The sequence below is a fragment of the Mesorhizobium shangrilense genome, from assembly GCF_040537815.1.
Taxonomy (GTDB): domain Bacteria; phylum Pseudomonadota; class Alphaproteobacteria; order Rhizobiales; family Rhizobiaceae; genus Mesorhizobium; species Mesorhizobium shangrilense.
Genome location: NZ_JBEWSZ010000001.1, coordinates 4,285,995 through 4,301,274, shown reverse-complemented (window position 1 = coordinate 4,301,274; position 15,280 = coordinate 4,285,995). Strand labels below are relative to the sequence as shown.

13 protein-coding genes are annotated in these 15,280 nt (G+C 63.5%); all 13 read right to left on the bottom strand.

What is annotated here, in order from left to right:
* Nucleotides 1-64 precede the first annotated feature (64 nt).
* Nucleotides 65-1,546: a S8 family serine peptidase gene (locus ABVQ20_RS20790; RefSeq protein WP_354461350.1), complete on the bottom strand. Its 1,482-nt coding sequence runs from the start codon at nucleotides 1,544-1,546 to the stop codon at nucleotides 65-67.
* Nucleotides 1,536-2,204, bottom strand: a complete 669-nt coding sequence (locus ABVQ20_RS20785; protein WP_354461349.1) for an anti-sigma factor — start codon at nucleotides 2,202-2,204, stop codon at nucleotides 1,536-1,538. The genes ABVQ20_RS20790 and ABVQ20_RS20785 overlap by 11 nt, the downstream gene beginning before the upstream one ends.
* Nucleotides 2,201-2,767, bottom strand: a complete 567-nt coding sequence (locus tag ABVQ20_RS20780) for a sigma-70 family RNA polymerase sigma factor (RefSeq protein WP_354461348.1) — start codon at nucleotides 2,765-2,767, stop codon at nucleotides 2,201-2,203. Before ABVQ20_RS20780 ends, ABVQ20_RS20785 begins: the two co-directional genes overlap by 4 nt.
* A 274-nt stretch (nucleotides 2,768-3,041) precedes the next feature.
* Nucleotides 3,042-3,881, bottom strand: a complete 840-nt coding sequence (locus tag ABVQ20_RS20775; protein ID WP_354461347.1) for an alkaline phosphatase family protein — start codon at nucleotides 3,879-3,881, stop codon at nucleotides 3,042-3,044.
* A gap of 124 nt (nucleotides 3,882-4,005) precedes the next feature.
* Nucleotides 4,006-5,592, bottom strand: a complete 1,587-nt coding sequence (locus ABVQ20_RS20770; protein WP_354461346.1) for an ABC transporter substrate-binding protein — start codon at nucleotides 5,590-5,592, stop codon at nucleotides 4,006-4,008.
* Nucleotides 5,593-5,733: 141 nt separating this feature from the next.
* Nucleotides 5,734-7,419 (bottom strand): ABC transporter ATP-binding protein, encoded by a 1,686-nt coding sequence (locus tag ABVQ20_RS20765; protein ID WP_354461345.1) that lies wholly within the window; start codon nucleotides 7,417-7,419, stop codon nucleotides 5,734-5,736.
* Nucleotides 7,419-8,243 carry an ABC transporter permease gene (locus ABVQ20_RS20760; protein ID WP_354461344.1) on the bottom strand — a complete coding sequence of 275 codons (825 nt, stop codon included), beginning with the start codon at nucleotides 8,241-8,243 and terminating at the stop codon, nucleotides 7,419-7,421. Before ABVQ20_RS20760 ends, ABVQ20_RS20765 begins: the two co-directional genes overlap by 1 nt.
* Before the next feature lie 9 nt (nucleotides 8,244-8,252).
* Entirely contained in the window at nucleotides 8,253-9,212 is a 960-nt protein-coding gene (locus ABVQ20_RS20755; RefSeq protein WP_354461343.1) for an ABC transporter permease, read from the bottom strand.
* 16 nt (nucleotides 9,213-9,228) lie between these two features.
* Nucleotides 9,229-10,815, bottom strand: a complete 1,587-nt coding sequence (locus tag ABVQ20_RS20750; RefSeq protein WP_354461342.1) for an ABC transporter substrate-binding protein — start codon at nucleotides 10,813-10,815, stop codon at nucleotides 9,229-9,231.
* Nucleotides 10,816-10,969: 154 nt separating this feature from the next.
* Nucleotides 10,970-12,955 (bottom strand): CocE/NonD family hydrolase, encoded by a 1,986-nt coding sequence (locus ABVQ20_RS20745; protein WP_354461341.1) that lies wholly within the window; start codon nucleotides 12,953-12,955, stop codon nucleotides 10,970-10,972.
* Between the two features lie 306 nt (nucleotides 12,956-13,261).
* Nucleotides 13,262-13,855 (bottom strand): nucleoside deaminase, encoded by a 594-nt coding sequence (locus tag ABVQ20_RS20740; RefSeq protein WP_354461340.1) that lies wholly within the window; start codon nucleotides 13,853-13,855, stop codon nucleotides 13,262-13,264.
* Between the two features lie 66 nt (nucleotides 13,856-13,921).
* The gene (locus ABVQ20_RS20735; RefSeq protein WP_354461339.1) at nucleotides 13,922-14,413 is read right to left on the bottom strand and encodes an ureidoglycolate lyase; all 492 of its coding nucleotides are present in this window, start codon (nucleotides 14,411-14,413) and stop codon (nucleotides 13,922-13,924) included.
* Nucleotides 14,410-15,273 (bottom strand): bifunctional allantoicase/(S)-ureidoglycine aminohydrolase, encoded by an 864-nt coding sequence (locus ABVQ20_RS20730; RefSeq protein WP_354461338.1) that lies wholly within the window; start codon nucleotides 15,271-15,273, stop codon nucleotides 14,410-14,412. Before ABVQ20_RS20730 ends, ABVQ20_RS20735 begins: the two co-directional genes overlap by 4 nt.
* Between the last annotated feature and the right edge of the window lie 7 nt (nucleotides 15,274-15,280).

Below are 15,280 nucleotides of genomic sequence, written 5' to 3'. Positions count from 1 at the left end.
CCCACCCATTTCGGCCATTGATGATCGAGTTTCGGCCATAACCAGAAGCGTTTAAGCGTTAGACCTACTCCTTCGCCGCCTCGGCCGCCTTGATATCCAGCAGGCCATAGCCGAAATCACTGTCGCGGCCGTGACCACCGAGATCCCTGGCGGTGGTGGCCAGCGCCTTCTCGACCCAGTCGGCGGTGCGGTCGGGTGCGGCATGAAGGAGGTTGGCGATGGCGCCGGTCACGATTGCCGCGGCAAACGAGGTGCCGGTGACCACATCCGAACCCGCACCGCTCGGCGCCACCATCTCGACGCCGGGCGCGGAGATAAACACATAGGGTCCGCGATTGGCCTGCGGCATCAACTGGTCCTTGGCGTCGGTGGCGGTCACCGCGATGACGCCGTCGAAGGCGGCCGGGTAGCCATAGGGCGCCTTCGGCCCGTTGTTGCCGGCGGCGGCGACCAGCACGATGCCCAGCGCCCGCGCGTTCTGGCAGGCCGTGCCCAGCAAGTCGTTCTTCGGGCCAACGAAGCTCATATTGATGATGCGGACATTCTGGTCCGCCGCCCAATCCAGCGCCGCCAGGATGACGTCCATGGTCGACTTGCCGCCTTCGAAGGCGCGAGCGTGGTAGATCTTCGCTCCTGGCGCCATGCCTTCGAGCGCGCCGACACCGGCAATCAGGCCGTCAACGGATGTGCCATGGTCGCGCGCCTTGATCGGCACGTCGGGCATGGCGTCGAACTGCTGGGCGATGACGCCGGACAGCGCCGGATTGGTGTCGTCGATGCCGGTATCGATCACGGCAATGCGCACATTCTCGCCGCTGGCCTGCTTTGGATCGAGCACGATGTGGTCGAAGGCATAGTTGACGATGGTGGCCGCCTGCTGCAGCGAATAGATGTGGTTGGGCTCGCGCCTCTGGGTGCGGCCGTCTGCGGCAAGCTGCGCCAGCACCACGCCGACCGGGCGCCCGTCGGGGATGCCGAAGCGCACCAGCGTCGAGCCGAGCAGCCTCGACTGGCGCTGCGAACGCACCTGGAGGCCGAATGAGGTGGCGATCTGCTGCACGGCGGCCGCATCGCCGGCAACCGTCACCAACACCTCGTCGGGCACGAACGCGCCGGTGACGGCGCGTGGCGGCTCGGTCAGGACGGCATTCGTGAGCGGGCTGACAGGTCCACTCGGCGCAGCGGCCTGCCCGGCAACGGGCTGAGACGGCGCTGCTGCGCCGTTTGCCGGCTCGCTGGGCACATTGGTGGTTGGCGCTGGGCTCGCGCCGGCAGGATTGGGGAACAGGTCGACGATCAGGCTTGGGAGAAATACAGCGCCGGGGCGTGCCGCACCGGTGCCGGGCGTCGCCCCTGCATTGTCTTTTCCGCCGGCCTTCGTGTCGCCGCCGCCCTTGTTGCAGTCGGCGGCCGCCGCGTTCGTCCGGCTGAGGCAGTCGATCTGCGTCTGGGTGAGGGTCGGATCGTTGGTTTGCGCGAAGGCCGAGCCGGCGGTGATTGTCATCGCCACTGCCACCGAAAATCGAATGACCGCCTTAGCCGCCACTGGCCGGTTTCCTTCCCTCCATCACAGCTTCCGCGAAAGGCTGGGCAGCAATAAGGCCGAGCGCTTTTTCATAGTCGGCCGCGCTCGTGGCAGGGATACCCAGTCGGAAAACGCCGTCGGCGGTCGGGCCATCCAGGACTTTCATGCCATTCTGGCCGAGAAAGCCGGTGATATCGGACATCCTTGCATCCGGCTTGAACCTGGCCAGCGCGAACGGCATCTTAGCCAGGTCGGTTTCCGTGCCGGCGACCTCGAAATCGCCGCCCTTGCCGCCGGGATGCACAAGCGATTGCACCGTGATCACAGCAAGCAGCACCGCGGCAGCGGCCCAGGCGACGCCAACGGGAACCGACATGAAGCGGCTCCACGCCTGCGCCAGCCAGGACGGACTTGCCGGCACACGGGCCGGACCGGCCTCGGCGTCAAGCGCCCTGGCAAAGCGGCTGAGTGCATCGGCCGGCGGCCGGATCGCTTCATTGGCGGCGGCGGTGCCGGAGAATTCGGCCTCGGCCTCGCCAAGTGCCGCCATCGCCGTGGGATCACTGGCCAGCCATTCCTCGACGGCTTCCAGATCCGAGCCTTCCAGCGAGCCGTTCAGGTAGAACGGCAGCAGCGTTTCCATTTCGTCGCGGCGCGACATTTTTTCAGCGGCGCTCATGGCCACCCCCTGTCGTAGCCGGCGGCCTTCAAGGCTTCGCCGAGTTTCTTGCGGGCGTAGAACATCCGGGTCTTGACCGTGGCGACCGGAATGCCCAGCACCTCGCCGATCTCGCTCACCGATTGTCCATGGTAATAGGCGAGGTCGATCACCACGCGGTGTTCTTCGGGCAAGGCATCGACGAAACGGCGCAAGGCGGCCGCCTTGTCCTCCTTCATGGTGACGACTTCCGGCGTATCGGCGCTGTCGGGCACCGCGGCGGCGGCCTCGTCGTCGATCCAGTCTTCCTTCCTTTTACGCAGCAGGGAGAGCGCCTTGAACCGGGCGATGCCGAGCAGCCATGTCGAGACTTCAGAGCGCCCCTCGAAACCTGGCGCCTGCCGCCACAGTTCCAGGAACACCTCGTTCGCGATATCGTCAGCCATCATTTCCGATCCCGTCTGGCGCGCCACGAAGCGGTAGACCCGCGCGTGGTGACGCATGAACAGGAGCCGCACGGCGGCCCGGTCGCCCTTCGCGACCCGGTCAACAAGCGCGCGATCGGTCTCCGTCGCGGCGGTCATTGCCGGTCGAGCCGCCTGGCTCCTGCCTGCTCTGTCGTTGATCGGTCCAAAAAGGTTCATCCTCCGCCAAGGAATTCGCGGAGGCTAGCCGAAGAGCGGGGATGTTGCCAGAGCATCCCTTCTCCCCGTCATTATACGGGGAGAAGGTGCCGGCAGGCGGTTGAGGGGCGGCGCCGGCGTTCACAATTGTATTCAACGTTCGCGCTGCCCCTCACCCTTACCCTCTCCCCGTATAGTGACGGGGAGAGGGGGCACCAGCGTCACGGCTACCCACTTACACCAAAAACGGCTTCGCCCTCATCGTCGCCGGCACCGGCACACCAAGGCGGCTCAGCACGGTCGGCGCAAGCTGCAACTGGCCGAGCAGCACATCGGCCTCCGGCCCCTTGCCCGGGCCGAAGTAATACAACGCGAAATCCTGCATCTCGTCGTCATGGCCGCCATGGTGGCCGCGGTCGGTCTGGCCGTGGTCGGCGGTGACCATCACTTCATAGCCGGCTTCGCGCCAGCGCGGCAGGAAGGCGGCGAGCATCCCGTCCATGGCGTAAACGGCATGGTCCATCTCGTGGCAATCATGGCCGAAGCGGTGGCCCATCGAGTCCAGCGTGCAGGTGTGCAGGATGCCGTAGTCGATGCCGTGGCGCTTGGTCAGCATGGTCAGCGTCGCGAACAGGTCGACATCGCTCGGCGTCATCTGGTTGCGCAGATTGTAGCCGGTCATGGTGTGGAAGCGGCCATGCGTGATCGGCCCATTCGGCTCGTCGTACTCCATGTCCTCGACCAGATCGAACGGGTAGGCACGGAAGAACTCGGACCAGTAGGAATGCGTGACCGCGCCCGTCTTGCCGCCGGCCTTGCTGACTTCCGAAAAAATGTCCGGCTGCTCGACGCGGAACCGGTTCTCATTGGACAGGATGCCGTGCACCTGCGGCGAGACGCCGGTATGGATCGAGGCATAGCAGCAGGCCGAGGTCGACGGCAGGACGGAGCGCATCTTCCAGACGCTTGCCTCGCCCGATTGCACCCAGCCTTCGAGATTGCCCATCAGCCGGCGCCAGTTCCTGTAGGGAACGCCATCGAGGATGATCAGCAGGAGTTTTGATTTGAGCGCCACGGGCTGCTCCATGCGGTTCGTCATTTAACTGGAAGCGCCGCGCATCCTGCCGGATGTGCGGCGCTCTTGTTTGGTGGATGGACTGAACAGCTACGCGCGGAGCCGCTCAATCGCCAAATCCATGCTAGGCGTTGAGCCAGCACTCGCCAAGCGCGTAGCCATCCATCATTTCGCCGATAGGGCTCTTGGCAAAGCCGCCTATCTTGTTGGTGGCCGCGGCGTCGATGAACTGGTTGAAGAAGGGCACGATCAGGCCGCCTTCATCACGCATCAGCATCGCCATGTCGTGGTAGATCGCCTTGCGTTTGTCCTGGTCGAGTTCGCCGCGCGCGGTGTACAGCATCTTGTCGAACTCCGGCCGCTTGAAGCGCGTGTCGTTCCAGTCGGCGGTCGAGACGTAGCCGGTGGAATACATCTGGTCCTGCGTGGCGCGACCGCCCCAATAGGAAAGCGAGAAGGGCTGCTTGTTCCAGACTTCCGACCAGTAGCCGTCGCCCGGCTCGCGCTTGATCTCGATCTTGATGCCGGCCTTGGCCGCACTCTGCTGATAGAGCTGCGCTGCATCGACGGCGCCGGGGAAGGCGACATCGGAGGTGCGCAGCAGCACCGGGCCGCTATGGCCGGACTTCTTGTAGAGGGCGGCGGCCTTTTCCGGATCGAATTTGCGCTGTTCGATGGCGGTGAACAGCGGATAGGCTTCGTTGATCGGAAAGTCGTTGCCGACCGAACCGTAGCCACGAAGGATCTTCTCCAGCATCTCGTCGCGGTCCATGGCGAGCTTGAGCGCCATGCGCAGGTCGTTGCTGTCGAAGGGCGCGGTGTCGCAGAACATGTTGAACGGGTAGTAGCCCTTGCCCGAGACGTTCTCGATGCTGACGCCCGCGATGCGCTTGACCAGATCCACGACCTTCGGCTCGACGCGGTTGATCATGTGGACCTGACCGCCCTGCAGGGCGGCCAGACGTGCCGTCGCGTCGTTGATGACGACGATCTCGATCTGGTCGGCATGGCCGGCCTTGTCGCCCTGCCAGTAATTGGCGAAGCGCTCGCCGCCATGGCGCACGCCGGGCTGGTTGACGGTGACCTTGTAGGGGCCGGCGCTGATGCCGGCATTCGGGTTGTCCTTGCCGCCATTCGGCTGGATGACAAGATGGTAGTCGGCCATCAGATAGGGGAAGTCGGCATCCGCGTCGCCCAGCGTGACGATCACTTCCTTGCCGCTCGCCTTGACGCCCTTGATGTTCTTGAGGATGCCGAGCGCGCCGGACTTCGACTTCTCGTCGGCATGGCGTTCGATGGTGGCGGCGACGTCTTCCGCGCTGACCGTCTTGCCATTGTGGAATTCGATGCCGTCACGGACCTTGATCGTCCAGGTCTTGGCGTCCTTGGAGGCGCCGATGTCCTCGGCGATCAAATTGACCAGCTTGTTGTCGGGGGTCAGCCGGACAAGGTATTCGCCCCACTGCTTGCCAAAACTGTAGGTGACCTGGCTGAGGTTCAGCGCCGGATCGAGGCTGTTGGTGGATTCGCCACCTTGCAGGCCGGCCTTGATGATGCCGCCCTTGACCGGCGTCTGCGCGAAGGCCTTTCCGGCCAGTGTCGTCGCCAATGCGGCCGAGACGCCGAGCGCGGCGGTGCGGCCGAGAAAGTCGCGGCGTGAGATCCTGCCCTTGCCGGCGAGCTCAGCGAGATGGTCGAGTTCGGTCTTCATATCCAAGTCCCCCTTTTACAAACTCTAAAAAATGCACGGGCGGCGCCCGTTGGTGTCAATCCTGTTCGTCCTGCATTGCAACCGGATGACGGTCACAGTGCTTTGTTACATCCCGGCTGTGAATCGATGGTTCCGGTCGGCCTAATTCCCCGCGCTGGCCATACGGCGTCCCTTGATTGCCTTCTCCAGCCAGCCCATCTCCATTTCCGGAACCGAGGACAGCAGGAGGTCGGTGTAGTCGTCGAAAGGCGGCGTCAGCACCTTGCTCTTCGAGCCGTAGCGAACCACTTCGCCGCGGTACATCACCGCGATCGAATCGGCGATCGACTTCACCGTGGCGAGGTCGTGCGTGATGAACAGGTAGGCGACGTTTTCCTCCTGCTGCAGGTCGAGCAGCAGCTTCAATATGCCGTGCGCCACCAGTGGATCGAGCGCCGAGGTCACCTCGTCGCAGATGATCAGCTTCGGCTTGGCGGCGAGCGAGCGGGCAATGCAGACACGTTGCTTCTGGCCACCGGAGAGCTCGGCCGGATAGCGGTCGATGAAACCCTTGCCCATCTCGATCTTGTCGAGCAGTTCGGCGACGCGGGCGTCGCGCTCCCTGCCACGCATGCCGAAATAGAACTCCAGTGGCCGGCCGATGATGGTGCCGACCGTCTGGCGCGGGTTCATCGCCACATCCGCCATCTGGTAGATCATCTGCAACTGGCGCAGATCCTCCTTCGGCCGGTCGGCGAGCCGGTTGGCAAGCGGCCGTCCGTCGAAGGTGACGGTGCCTTGTTCGGGCGGCAGCAGGCCGGTGATGGCGCGCGCCAGCGTCGATTTGCCGGAGCCGGATTCGCCGACGACGGCCAGCGTCTGTCCCGGATAGATGTCGACCGAGACGTTCTTCAGCACCTTGATGTGGCTGCGGCCATAGGCGGCGGTGATGTTCTTGACCGACAGGAACGGCGTCGTGCCGGGCCTTTGCTCGGAATGCTCGATCTCATGCACCGACACCAGCGCATTGGTGTATTCCTGGCGCGGCTCCTTGATGATCTGGCGGGTGCCGCCCCATTCGACCAGCCGGCCATGGCGCAGCACCATGATCTCGTCGGCGACCTGGGCGACGACGGCGAGATCGTGAGTGATGTAGAGCGCTGCCACATGCGTATCGCGAATGGCGTCCTTGATCGCCGCGAGCACGTCGATCTGCGTCGTCACGTCGAGCGCGGTTGTCGGCTCGTCGAAGACGATCAGATCGGGTTCCGAACACAGCGCCATCGCCGTCATCACGCGCTGCAGTTGGCCGCCCGAGACTTGGTGCGGAAAGCGTTCGCCGATGGTTTCCGGGTTCGGCAGACTGAGCTTCTTGAACAGCGCGACCGCTCGCTTCTCGGCCTCGGCCCGTGTCGCCCTGCCATGCAGCAGCGTCGCCTCGACCACCTGGTCCATCAATCGGTGGGCGGGGTTGAAGGCGGCGGCCGCCGACTGCGCGACATAGCAGACCTCGTGGCCGCGCAGCTTGCGAAAACCTTCCTTGCCGCCCTTAAGGATATCGCGGCCGTTGAGGATGACCTCGCCGCCGGTGATGCGCACGCCACCACGACCGTATCCCATAGAGGACAGGCCGATGGTCGATTTGCCGGCGCCGGATTCGCCGATCAGGCCCAGCACCTTGCCCTTCTGCAGCGTCAGCGAGACGTCGTGGACGAGCACGATGTTCTTCGGCGCCTCGCCAGGCGGGAACACGGTGGCCTCGATGCGCAGGTTGCGGATGTCGAGGAGCACGTCGGACTTTGCTTGCCCGGACTTCGGTTGCCCGGACTTCGGTTGCTTGTCAGCCATCAGCCGCGTCCTCCCTTCAGGCTTGTCGTGCGGTTGAGCACCCAGTCGGCGACGAGGTTCACCGAAATCGCCAGCAGCGCGATTGCCGCTGCCGGGATCAGCGCCGCGGCGATGCCGAAGACGATGCCGTCCTTGTTTTCCTTGACCATGCCGCCCCAGTCCGCGTCCGGCGGCTGGACGCCGAGGCCGAGGAAGGACAGCGTCGACAGGAACAGCACCGCATAGATGAAGCGCAGGCCGAGTTCGGAGACCAGCGGCGACAGCGCATTGGGCAGGATCTCGCGGAAGATGATCCAGCCGCTGCCTTCGCCGCGCAATTTCGCGGCTTCGACATAGTCCATGACATTGATGTCGACGGCGACGGCCCGCGACAGGCGATAGACCCGCGTTGAATCCAGGATGCCCATGACAAGGATCAGCGTCACCAGGTTTGTCGGCAGCACGGAGAGCACGACAAGGCCCATGATCAGCGTCGGGATCGACATCAGGAGGTCGACAAGGCGCGACAGGATCGTGTCGAACCAGCCGCCGAAGACCGCCGCCGAAAAACCGAGAATGGCGCCGAGCGAGAAGGACAGCGCCGTGGCCAGCACCGCGATGAACAAGGTGATGCGGGCGCCGTAGATCATGCGCGACAGCAGATCGCGGCCAAGATTGTCGGTGCCCAGCCAATGCGTCGCTGACATCGGTTCCCAGACGTCGCCGACGATCTCGCCATTGCCGTGCGGCGCGATCCAAGGCGCGAACACCGCCGCGATCACGAACAAGGTGGTCAGGATGATGCCGATGAGCGCGGGAATGGGGATGCGTTTGATATCGAGCATACCCGCCCCCTATTTCGGATGTCTGAGGCGCGGATTGGCGATGATCGCCGCAATGTCCGCGATGATGTTGAGCGAAATGTAGACGGCGGCAAAGATCAGGCCGACAGCCTGCACCACCGGCACGTCGCGTTTTGTGACGTGGTCGACCAGGTACTGCCCCATGCCCGGATAGACGAAGATCACCTCGACCACGACGACGCCGACGATCAGATAGGCGAGGTTGAGCATGACGACGTTGATGATCGGCGCGATCGCGTTCGGGAAGGCGTGCTTGCGAATGACCGCAAAGGCCGAAAGCCCCTTGAGCTCCGCCGTCTCGACATAGGCCGACTGCATGACGTTGAGGATCGCGGCGCGCGTCATGCGCATCATATGGGCCAGAACCACCAGCGTCAGTGCCGTTGCCGGCAGCGCGATCGCCTGCATGCGTTCGCCGAACGGCATGCCGTCATAGACGGTCGAGATGCCCGGGAAGATCTGCCACTTCACCGCGAAGAAATAGACGAGCACATAGCCGATGAAGAATTCGGGAAACGAGGTCGAGGCCAGCGCCAGTCCCGAGATCAGCTTGTCGACCCAGCCGTTGCGGTAACGCACGGCGATCAGGCCGAGGATGATCGCCAGCGGCACGGCCACGATAGCCGCCCAGAAGGCGAGGAACAACGTGTTCCACAAGCGTCCCTTGATCGACGTCGCGATATCCTGGCCGCTCGACATGGCCGTGCCGAGATCGCCGGTCAGCACGCCGCCTAGCCAGTGGAAATAGCGGACATAGGCCGGATCGTTGAGCCCGAGCTGCTCGCGCAGATTGGCGAGCGACTCCGGCGTCGCCGATTGTCCGAGAATGGCTTGCGCGACGTCGCCGGGCAGGATCTGGGTGCCGGCGAAGATCAGGACCGATATGGCCAACAAAAGGAGGATGCCCAGCGCGATGCGCTGGGCAATGAGTTTCAGGATGGGTGAAGACATATCTGCAAAGCCGGTCTCAGGCCTGCAGCCAGCACTTCGCCAAAGCGTAGCCGTTCATCAATTCCTGATGCGGATCGTCCACCCAGCCGTCGACCTTGGCGCCGGTCGCATCGATGAACTGGTTGAACATCGGCAGGATCAGGCCACCGTCGTCGCGCACCATGACGGCCATGTCGTGATACATCTGCTTGCGCTTGGCCTCGTCGAGCTCGGCGCGCGCCGCCAGCACCATCTTGTCGAAGTCCGGGCGTATGAAGCGCGTGTCGTTCCAGTCGGCCGTCGACAGATAGGCGGTCGAATACATCTGGTCCTGGGTCGAGCGGCCGCCCCAGTAGGAGGCGCAGAAGGGCTGCTTGTTCCAGACCTCGTTCCAATAGCCGTCGCCGGGCTCGCGCTTGAGCTCGAGTGTGATGCCAGCCTTGGCCGCGCTCTGCTGGAAGAGCTGAGCAGCATCGACCGCGCCGGGGAAGGCCACGTCCGAGGTCCGGAGCAGGATGGAGCCGTCGTGACCCGACTTCTTGTAGTGGAACTTGGCCTTGTCGGGATCGTACTTGCGCTGCTCGATCTCGGTGAACAGCGGATAGGACGCGTTGATCGGGAAGTCGTTGCCGAGCGAGCCATAGCCGCGCAGCACCTTGGTCAGCATTTCCTCGCGGTCAATAGCCAGTTTCAACGCCATTCTGAGGTCGTTGTTGTCGAACGGCGCCGTGTTGCAATGCATGATGAAGACGTAGTGGCCGGGACCGGCGTGGTTGCGGATGGTCACGCCCGGTACGTGCTTGATCAGGTCGACGATCTTCGGCTCGACGCGGTTGATCATGTTGACCTGGCCGCCCTGCAGGGCCGCCGTGCGCGCCGTGGCGTCGTTGATGACGATGACTTCGATCTGGTCGGCATGGCCCATCTTGTCGCCCTGCCAGTAGTTGGCGAAGCGCTCGCCGCCATGGCGCACGCCGGGCTCGTTGGTCTTGACCACGTAAGGGCCGGCCGAGATGCCGGCATCGGGCTTGTCCTTGCCGCCATTGGGCTGGACGATCAGGTGATAATCGCTGAGCAGGTAAGGAAGGTCGGCATTGGCCTCTTTCAGGGTCAGCACCACTTCCTTGCCGCTGGCCTTGATGGTCGCGATGCCCTTCATGTAGCCGAGCGCGCCGGACTTGGACTTCTCGTCCGAATGGCGTTCGAGCGTGGCGGCCACGTCTTGGGCGGTCACCGTCTTGCCGTTGTGGAATTCGACGCCGTCGCGGATTTTCAGCGTCCAGGTCTTGGCATCGTCCGAGGCGCCGATCTCCTCGGCAATCCGATTCTCAAGCTTGCCGTCCGGCGACAGCTCGACAATCATTTCGCCCCAGCACTTGCCGAAGGCGAACGGCACCTGCGTCATCATCAGTGCCGGATCGAGGCTGTTGGTGGATTCACCGCCGACCAGGCCGGCTTTCAGCGTGCCGCCCTTTATCGGGCCAGCGGCGCGCGCCGCGTTCGAAAGCAGCGAGTTGGCGAAAGTTGCGGTGACGCCAAGCGCTGCCGCCCGGCCGAGAAAGTCGCGACGGCTCAGCTTGCCCGATGCGACACGCCGGCTAAGGAATTCCAGTTCGTTTGACATTTGAGTTCCTCACTCTGTTGGTTCGACTCTGCGGCCGATTTTTCTTGGTTACTCTCGCTGGAATAATGAGGGTAAGCTAATGCGGTAAGCAAGACGGAATGCGACATGCCGTGGCGTAAATCGTACGTCGCATTTGGACCAACGATTTCAGCACTCAAACCAGCTCGCGCGCGACCTTTTCCTCGAAATCGCGGCCGAAGACGAGGATTTCGTTCTCATAGGCTTCGATTCTGGCGCTAAGAATGAAGTTTTGCCCGTCCGACCGCATCTCTGCCGATGTTTCGGTGCGCACCGACCATCCATTTCGCGACAGGGTCTGTGTCCAGTGCGTCTTGCCCGACGCTGACAGGGGATTGTCGGGGTGGATCGCCCAGGTCTCGCGGGCGATGCTGCCATGGGCGAGGTCATGTTCGAGATCGCGCAGTTCGCCGAAGTCGTCGACGATGGAAAGTGTGACGATTCCAGTCTTTTCGTCGCGCTCGACATGGCGCTCGGAATTGGCGGCGCGGATCGTTTCAGTCGCCCAGGGGGTGGCGCCTTCCGGGGCTGGGAATGAAATCTCGTCGCCCTTGGCCAGCGGACGCAGCGGCAGACTGAGCGTCGCCGCCGAGAGGTCCAGACGGACCGGCTCCGGCGACGGCCAGATCATCGGCCAGTAGGCGTTGGAAACGGCGATGCGAAGGTGATGGCCGGCCGGCACGCGGTAGGCGCATTGGTCGAGCACCACGCGCGCCGACACGGTTTCGCCCAGCACAAGCGCTTCGGGGAATTCATGCGAGTTGCGATGCGTCAGGTTGAGCACGCCATAGGAGATCAGTTCAGAGGCGCCGTCGGGATGCACGTCGCAAAGCCTGATCGCGATGTTGGCCTGACGGCGGTCCGAGGCGAGCTGAACCAGAACCTCAGGCGCGCCGACAATGTCGATCGCTTCGGTCAGCGGCGGCTGGTCGAAACACACCGACAGTGCGTCGTCGGGCCGCTGGTCGCCCGGCAGTTCCGGGCCGAAGGTGAACGGAAAATACTCGCCGCCAGCCAGGCCGCAGTTCTGCGGCGAGGCGACGATGGCGGGTTTGCCGCCCTTGGGCATCAGATCGATCGCTTCCGCCTTGATGTTCGGCGACGGCCATTGCTGCTCCGCCACCCAGCGTCCCGGACGTTCCGGATGCCAGCGCGTCGGACGCACGCTGTCCATCACATAGGCGCGGTAGGCCGGGTCGGCCTCGACGCCGGTGTCGATGTCCTTCAGCCAGCGGTCCCACCAGCGCAAGGCCTCCTGCAGGAAGCCGATTGCGGGCTTGGGCGCGGCGTAATGCGGATATTTGTGGATCCAGGGGCCGACGATGCCCTTGACCGGCGCCTCGATATTGGTCGCTAGGTTGGAGACGGTGTTGCGGTAGCCGTCATGCCAGCCGCCGATCGACAGCACCGCGGCTTTCACAGAGGAAAAATCCTCGCAGATCGAGCCGCGTTTCCAGTAGGCGTCGCGATGCTGGTGCTTCAGCCACAGCGGCGCCAGGAAGGGCTCGTTCTCCAGCCGGGTCAGCCACAGGTCGCGCCACCGGTTGTCGCCGGCGATCAGCGGGTCCGGCGGCCGCGACGAATAGGACAGCATGGTCGAGGCCCAGCCGAAATTCTCGATCAGCAGGCAGCCGCCCTTGTAGTGGATGTCGTCGGCATAGCGGTCGACGGTCGAACACAGGCTGATCACCGCCTTCAGCGCCGGCGGCTGCTTGGCCGCTACCTGCAGGCAGTTGAAGCCGCCCCAGGAAATGCCCATCATGCCGACATTACCGTTGCACCAGGGCTGTGAGGCAGCCCAGGCGATGACGTCGCAGGCGTCCTGAAGCTCCTGCTCGGTGTATTCGTCGTCCATCAACCCTTCGGAATCGCCATTGCCGCGCATGTCGACACGAATCGAGGCGTAGCCGTGGCCGGCGAAGTAGGGATGGGTCAGCTGATCGCGAAAGATCGTGCCGTCACGCTTGCGGTAGGGCAGATGCTCGAGGATTACCGGTACCGGATCATCGCCGGCATCTTCCGGCATCCACACTCGTGCCGACAACCGGCATCCATCCGGCATGACGATCCCCATGTCCGGAAACTCGACGACCTTGCGGGGAAATTCGGTGATGGTTTTCATGGCGCTATAACGCCCGTCGGCGAGGCAACTTTCAATCGCCATTCGCGACTGGAGCAGCGAAATATGCGACCTGTCACGGACGCTGCGGTCGCCTCTAACTTGCAGCGTTGGCGCTGCCCCTCACCCTTACCCTCTCCCCGTATAGAGACGGGGAGAGGGGGGCGCCGGCGTTGGAGCGCTTCTTTCTCCCCGTGACTATACGGGGAGAAATGCCCGGCAGGGCAATGAGGGGCTGCGCCAACCTCGATAGCTATCGTCTCCAATTGCGGGAAGCGATTGCGCTGCCAACCAACCGCCGAAAAACACTCAGTTCAGCGGAATGTCGTTTTCATCCTTGCTCGCCTGATAGGCGCCGGACAGCCCGTCATAGAGTGCCGAAATCCTGCCGATGCGTGCTTCCAGCCTGTTGCGCTCGGCCTCGGGCAGTGCCCGCGCCAGCCTGCGTATGGAAAAACTCTTCCAGTAGGCATTCTCGGCATTGTAACCGCCGGGATCGAGGGTGAAGACCTCCTTCAGGATCTTCAGATCGTGCGGAATGGCGAAGCTGTCGCGCGAGTCCTCGTGGCTGAAAAGATAGTAGAAATTGTCGAAACCGGTCCAGGTGATCGCCGACAGGCAGAGCGAGCAAGGTTCGTGCGTGGCCAGGAAGATGGCGTCCTTGGTATCGACGCGCTCGGCCTTCGGCATCTCGTAGAAACGCTTCAGGCAATGCACTTCACCATGCCAGAGCGGGTTTTCCATCTCGTTGTTGGTCTCGGCCAGTACCAGCGACCGGTCGTCCTTGCGCAGGATCGCCGCACCGAACAGCTTGTTGCCATGGGCAACGCCTTCCGCCGTCTTCGGTACGATGTCGTGCTCGATGACGTCGAGCAGGCGGTCGATCAGCGAAATGTCGGTCATTGTCGGGTCTCCTGCTGCATGTCGCCAAAAGTGCCGCCGGTTTTGGGATGACGACATGCACAAAAATCAAGGGAGGTGGATCTCGTAGGCGTGCGAGAAATGAAACTCTTCGAGGTTGGAGCCGTCGCCGCCACGGTCGACGATCAGGAAGTCCTGGGCCTCGCCGAGCGGCGTCAGCACGCCATGCCAGAGATTGCGGGAATAGTTGATGCCTTGTCCGGGCGCGGTGATGAAAGCATGCGGCTCGCCCGGCCCCTCATCGCCGTCATGGCAGACAACGACCAGGAACGGACGCGGCGACAGCGGGATAAAGGCCTGGCTGCCGAAGGGGTGGCGTTCGACCATGGTCAGCTTCAGCGGCAATTCATAGGGCGTGCCGCGCACCATCGAGATCAGCACGCGCGCGTTAGGCCCAGTCGCTTGCGCCGTGGCTAGATCGTGGTAGCGCACGGCCTTGCCGCCATTGATCGGGTAGTGGTTGTCGCCGCCCATGTCGATGACGTCGCCGAATTCGGCAAAGTTTTCGCGGGTTAGCGGCCGCGCGATGATGCGGCTCATGGCGCGCGTTTCGCGATGCCGGCGCCGCCAAGCTTGGCGTGCCGGTTGACGTCCTTGTAGAGCAGATAGCGGAACTTGCCGGGGCCGCCAGCATAGCAGGCCTGCGGGCAGAAGGCGCGCAGCCACATATAGTCGCCGGCCTCGACTTCGACCCAGTCCTGATTGAGGCGATAGACCGCCTTGCCTTCCAGCACATAGAGGCCGTGCTCCATGACATGGGTCTCGGCGAAGGGAATGACGGCGCCCGGCTCGAGCGTGACGATGGTCATGTGCATGTCGTGGCGCATGTCTGCGGGATCGACGAACCGTGTCGTTGCCCAGCGGCCATCGGTGCCGGGCATCGGGGTCGGCGCGATCTCCTGCTCGTTGGTGAAGAAGGCCTGGGGCGCTTCGATACCATCGACGGCCTCGTAGGCCTTGCGAATCCAGTGGAAGCGGACTGTAGCCTTGCTTTCATTGTGAACCGTCCAGCCGCTCGCCGGCGGCAGGAATGCAAAGCCGCCGGGGCTTAAGCTATGTTTCTTGCCGGCGAGCAAAACGGTGAGTTCGCCCTCGACCACGAACAGGGCGCCTTCGGCGCCGGCATCGGGTTCCGGCCGATCGCTGCCGCCGCCGGGCGCGACCTCGACAATGTATTGCGAGAAGGTCTCGGCAAAACCGGACAGCGGTCGCGACAATATCCAGACGCGGGTCTTGTCCCAGAACGGCAGGGCGCTGGTGACGATGTCCTGCATCACGCCCTTCGGAATAACAGCATAGGCTTCGGTGAAGACGGCGCGACCGGTCAGAAGCTCGTTCTGGCCGGAATGCCCGCCATGCGGTGCATAGTAGGTTCGGTCGGGCATCTTGAGCGTATCCATGAGTTCA

What these genes read in the sequence shown, in the direction of transcription:
- ABVQ20_RS20760 (WP_354461344.1), bottom strand. Translation starts at nt 8,243, where the DNA reads ATGCTCGATATCAAACGCATCCCCATTCCCGCGCTCATCGGCATCATC.
- ABVQ20_RS20785 (WP_354461349.1), bottom strand. Translation starts at nt 2,204, where the DNA reads ATGAGCGCCGCTGAAAAAATGTCGCGCCGCGACGAAATGGAAACGCTG.
- ABVQ20_RS20730 (WP_354461338.1), bottom strand. Translation starts at nt 15,273, where the DNA reads ATGGATACGCTCAAGATGCCCGACCGAACCTACTATGCACCGCATGGC.
- ABVQ20_RS20780 (WP_354461348.1), bottom strand. Translation starts at nt 2,767, where the DNA reads ATGACCGCCGCGACGGAGACCGATCGCGCGCTTGTTGACCGGGTCGCG.
- ABVQ20_RS20755 (WP_354461343.1), bottom strand. Translation starts at nt 9,212, where the DNA reads ATGTCTTCACCCATCCTGAAACTCATTGCCCAGCGCATCGCGCTGGGC.
- ABVQ20_RS20740 (WP_354461340.1), bottom strand. Translation starts at nt 13,855, where the DNA reads ATGACCGACATTTCGCTGATCGACCGCCTGCTCGACGTCATCGAGCAC.
- ABVQ20_RS20745 (WP_354461341.1), bottom strand. Translation starts at nt 12,955, where the DNA reads ATGAAAACCATCACCGAATTTCCCCGCAAGGTCGTCGAGTTTCCGGAC.
- ABVQ20_RS20765 (WP_354461345.1), bottom strand. Translation starts at nt 7,419, where the DNA reads ATGGCTGACAAGCAACCGAAGTCCGGGCAACCGAAGTCCGGGCAAGCA.
- ABVQ20_RS20770 (WP_354461346.1), bottom strand. Translation starts at nt 5,592, where the DNA reads ATGAAGACCGAACTCGACCATCTCGCTGAGCTCGCCGGCAAGGGCAGG.
- ABVQ20_RS20735 (WP_354461339.1), bottom strand. Translation starts at nt 14,413, where the DNA reads ATGAGCCGCATCATCGCGCGGCCGCTAACCCGCGAAAACTTTGCCGAA.
- ABVQ20_RS20750 (WP_354461342.1), bottom strand. Translation starts at nt 10,815, where the DNA reads ATGTCAAACGAACTGGAATTCCTTAGCCGGCGTGTCGCATCGGGCAAG.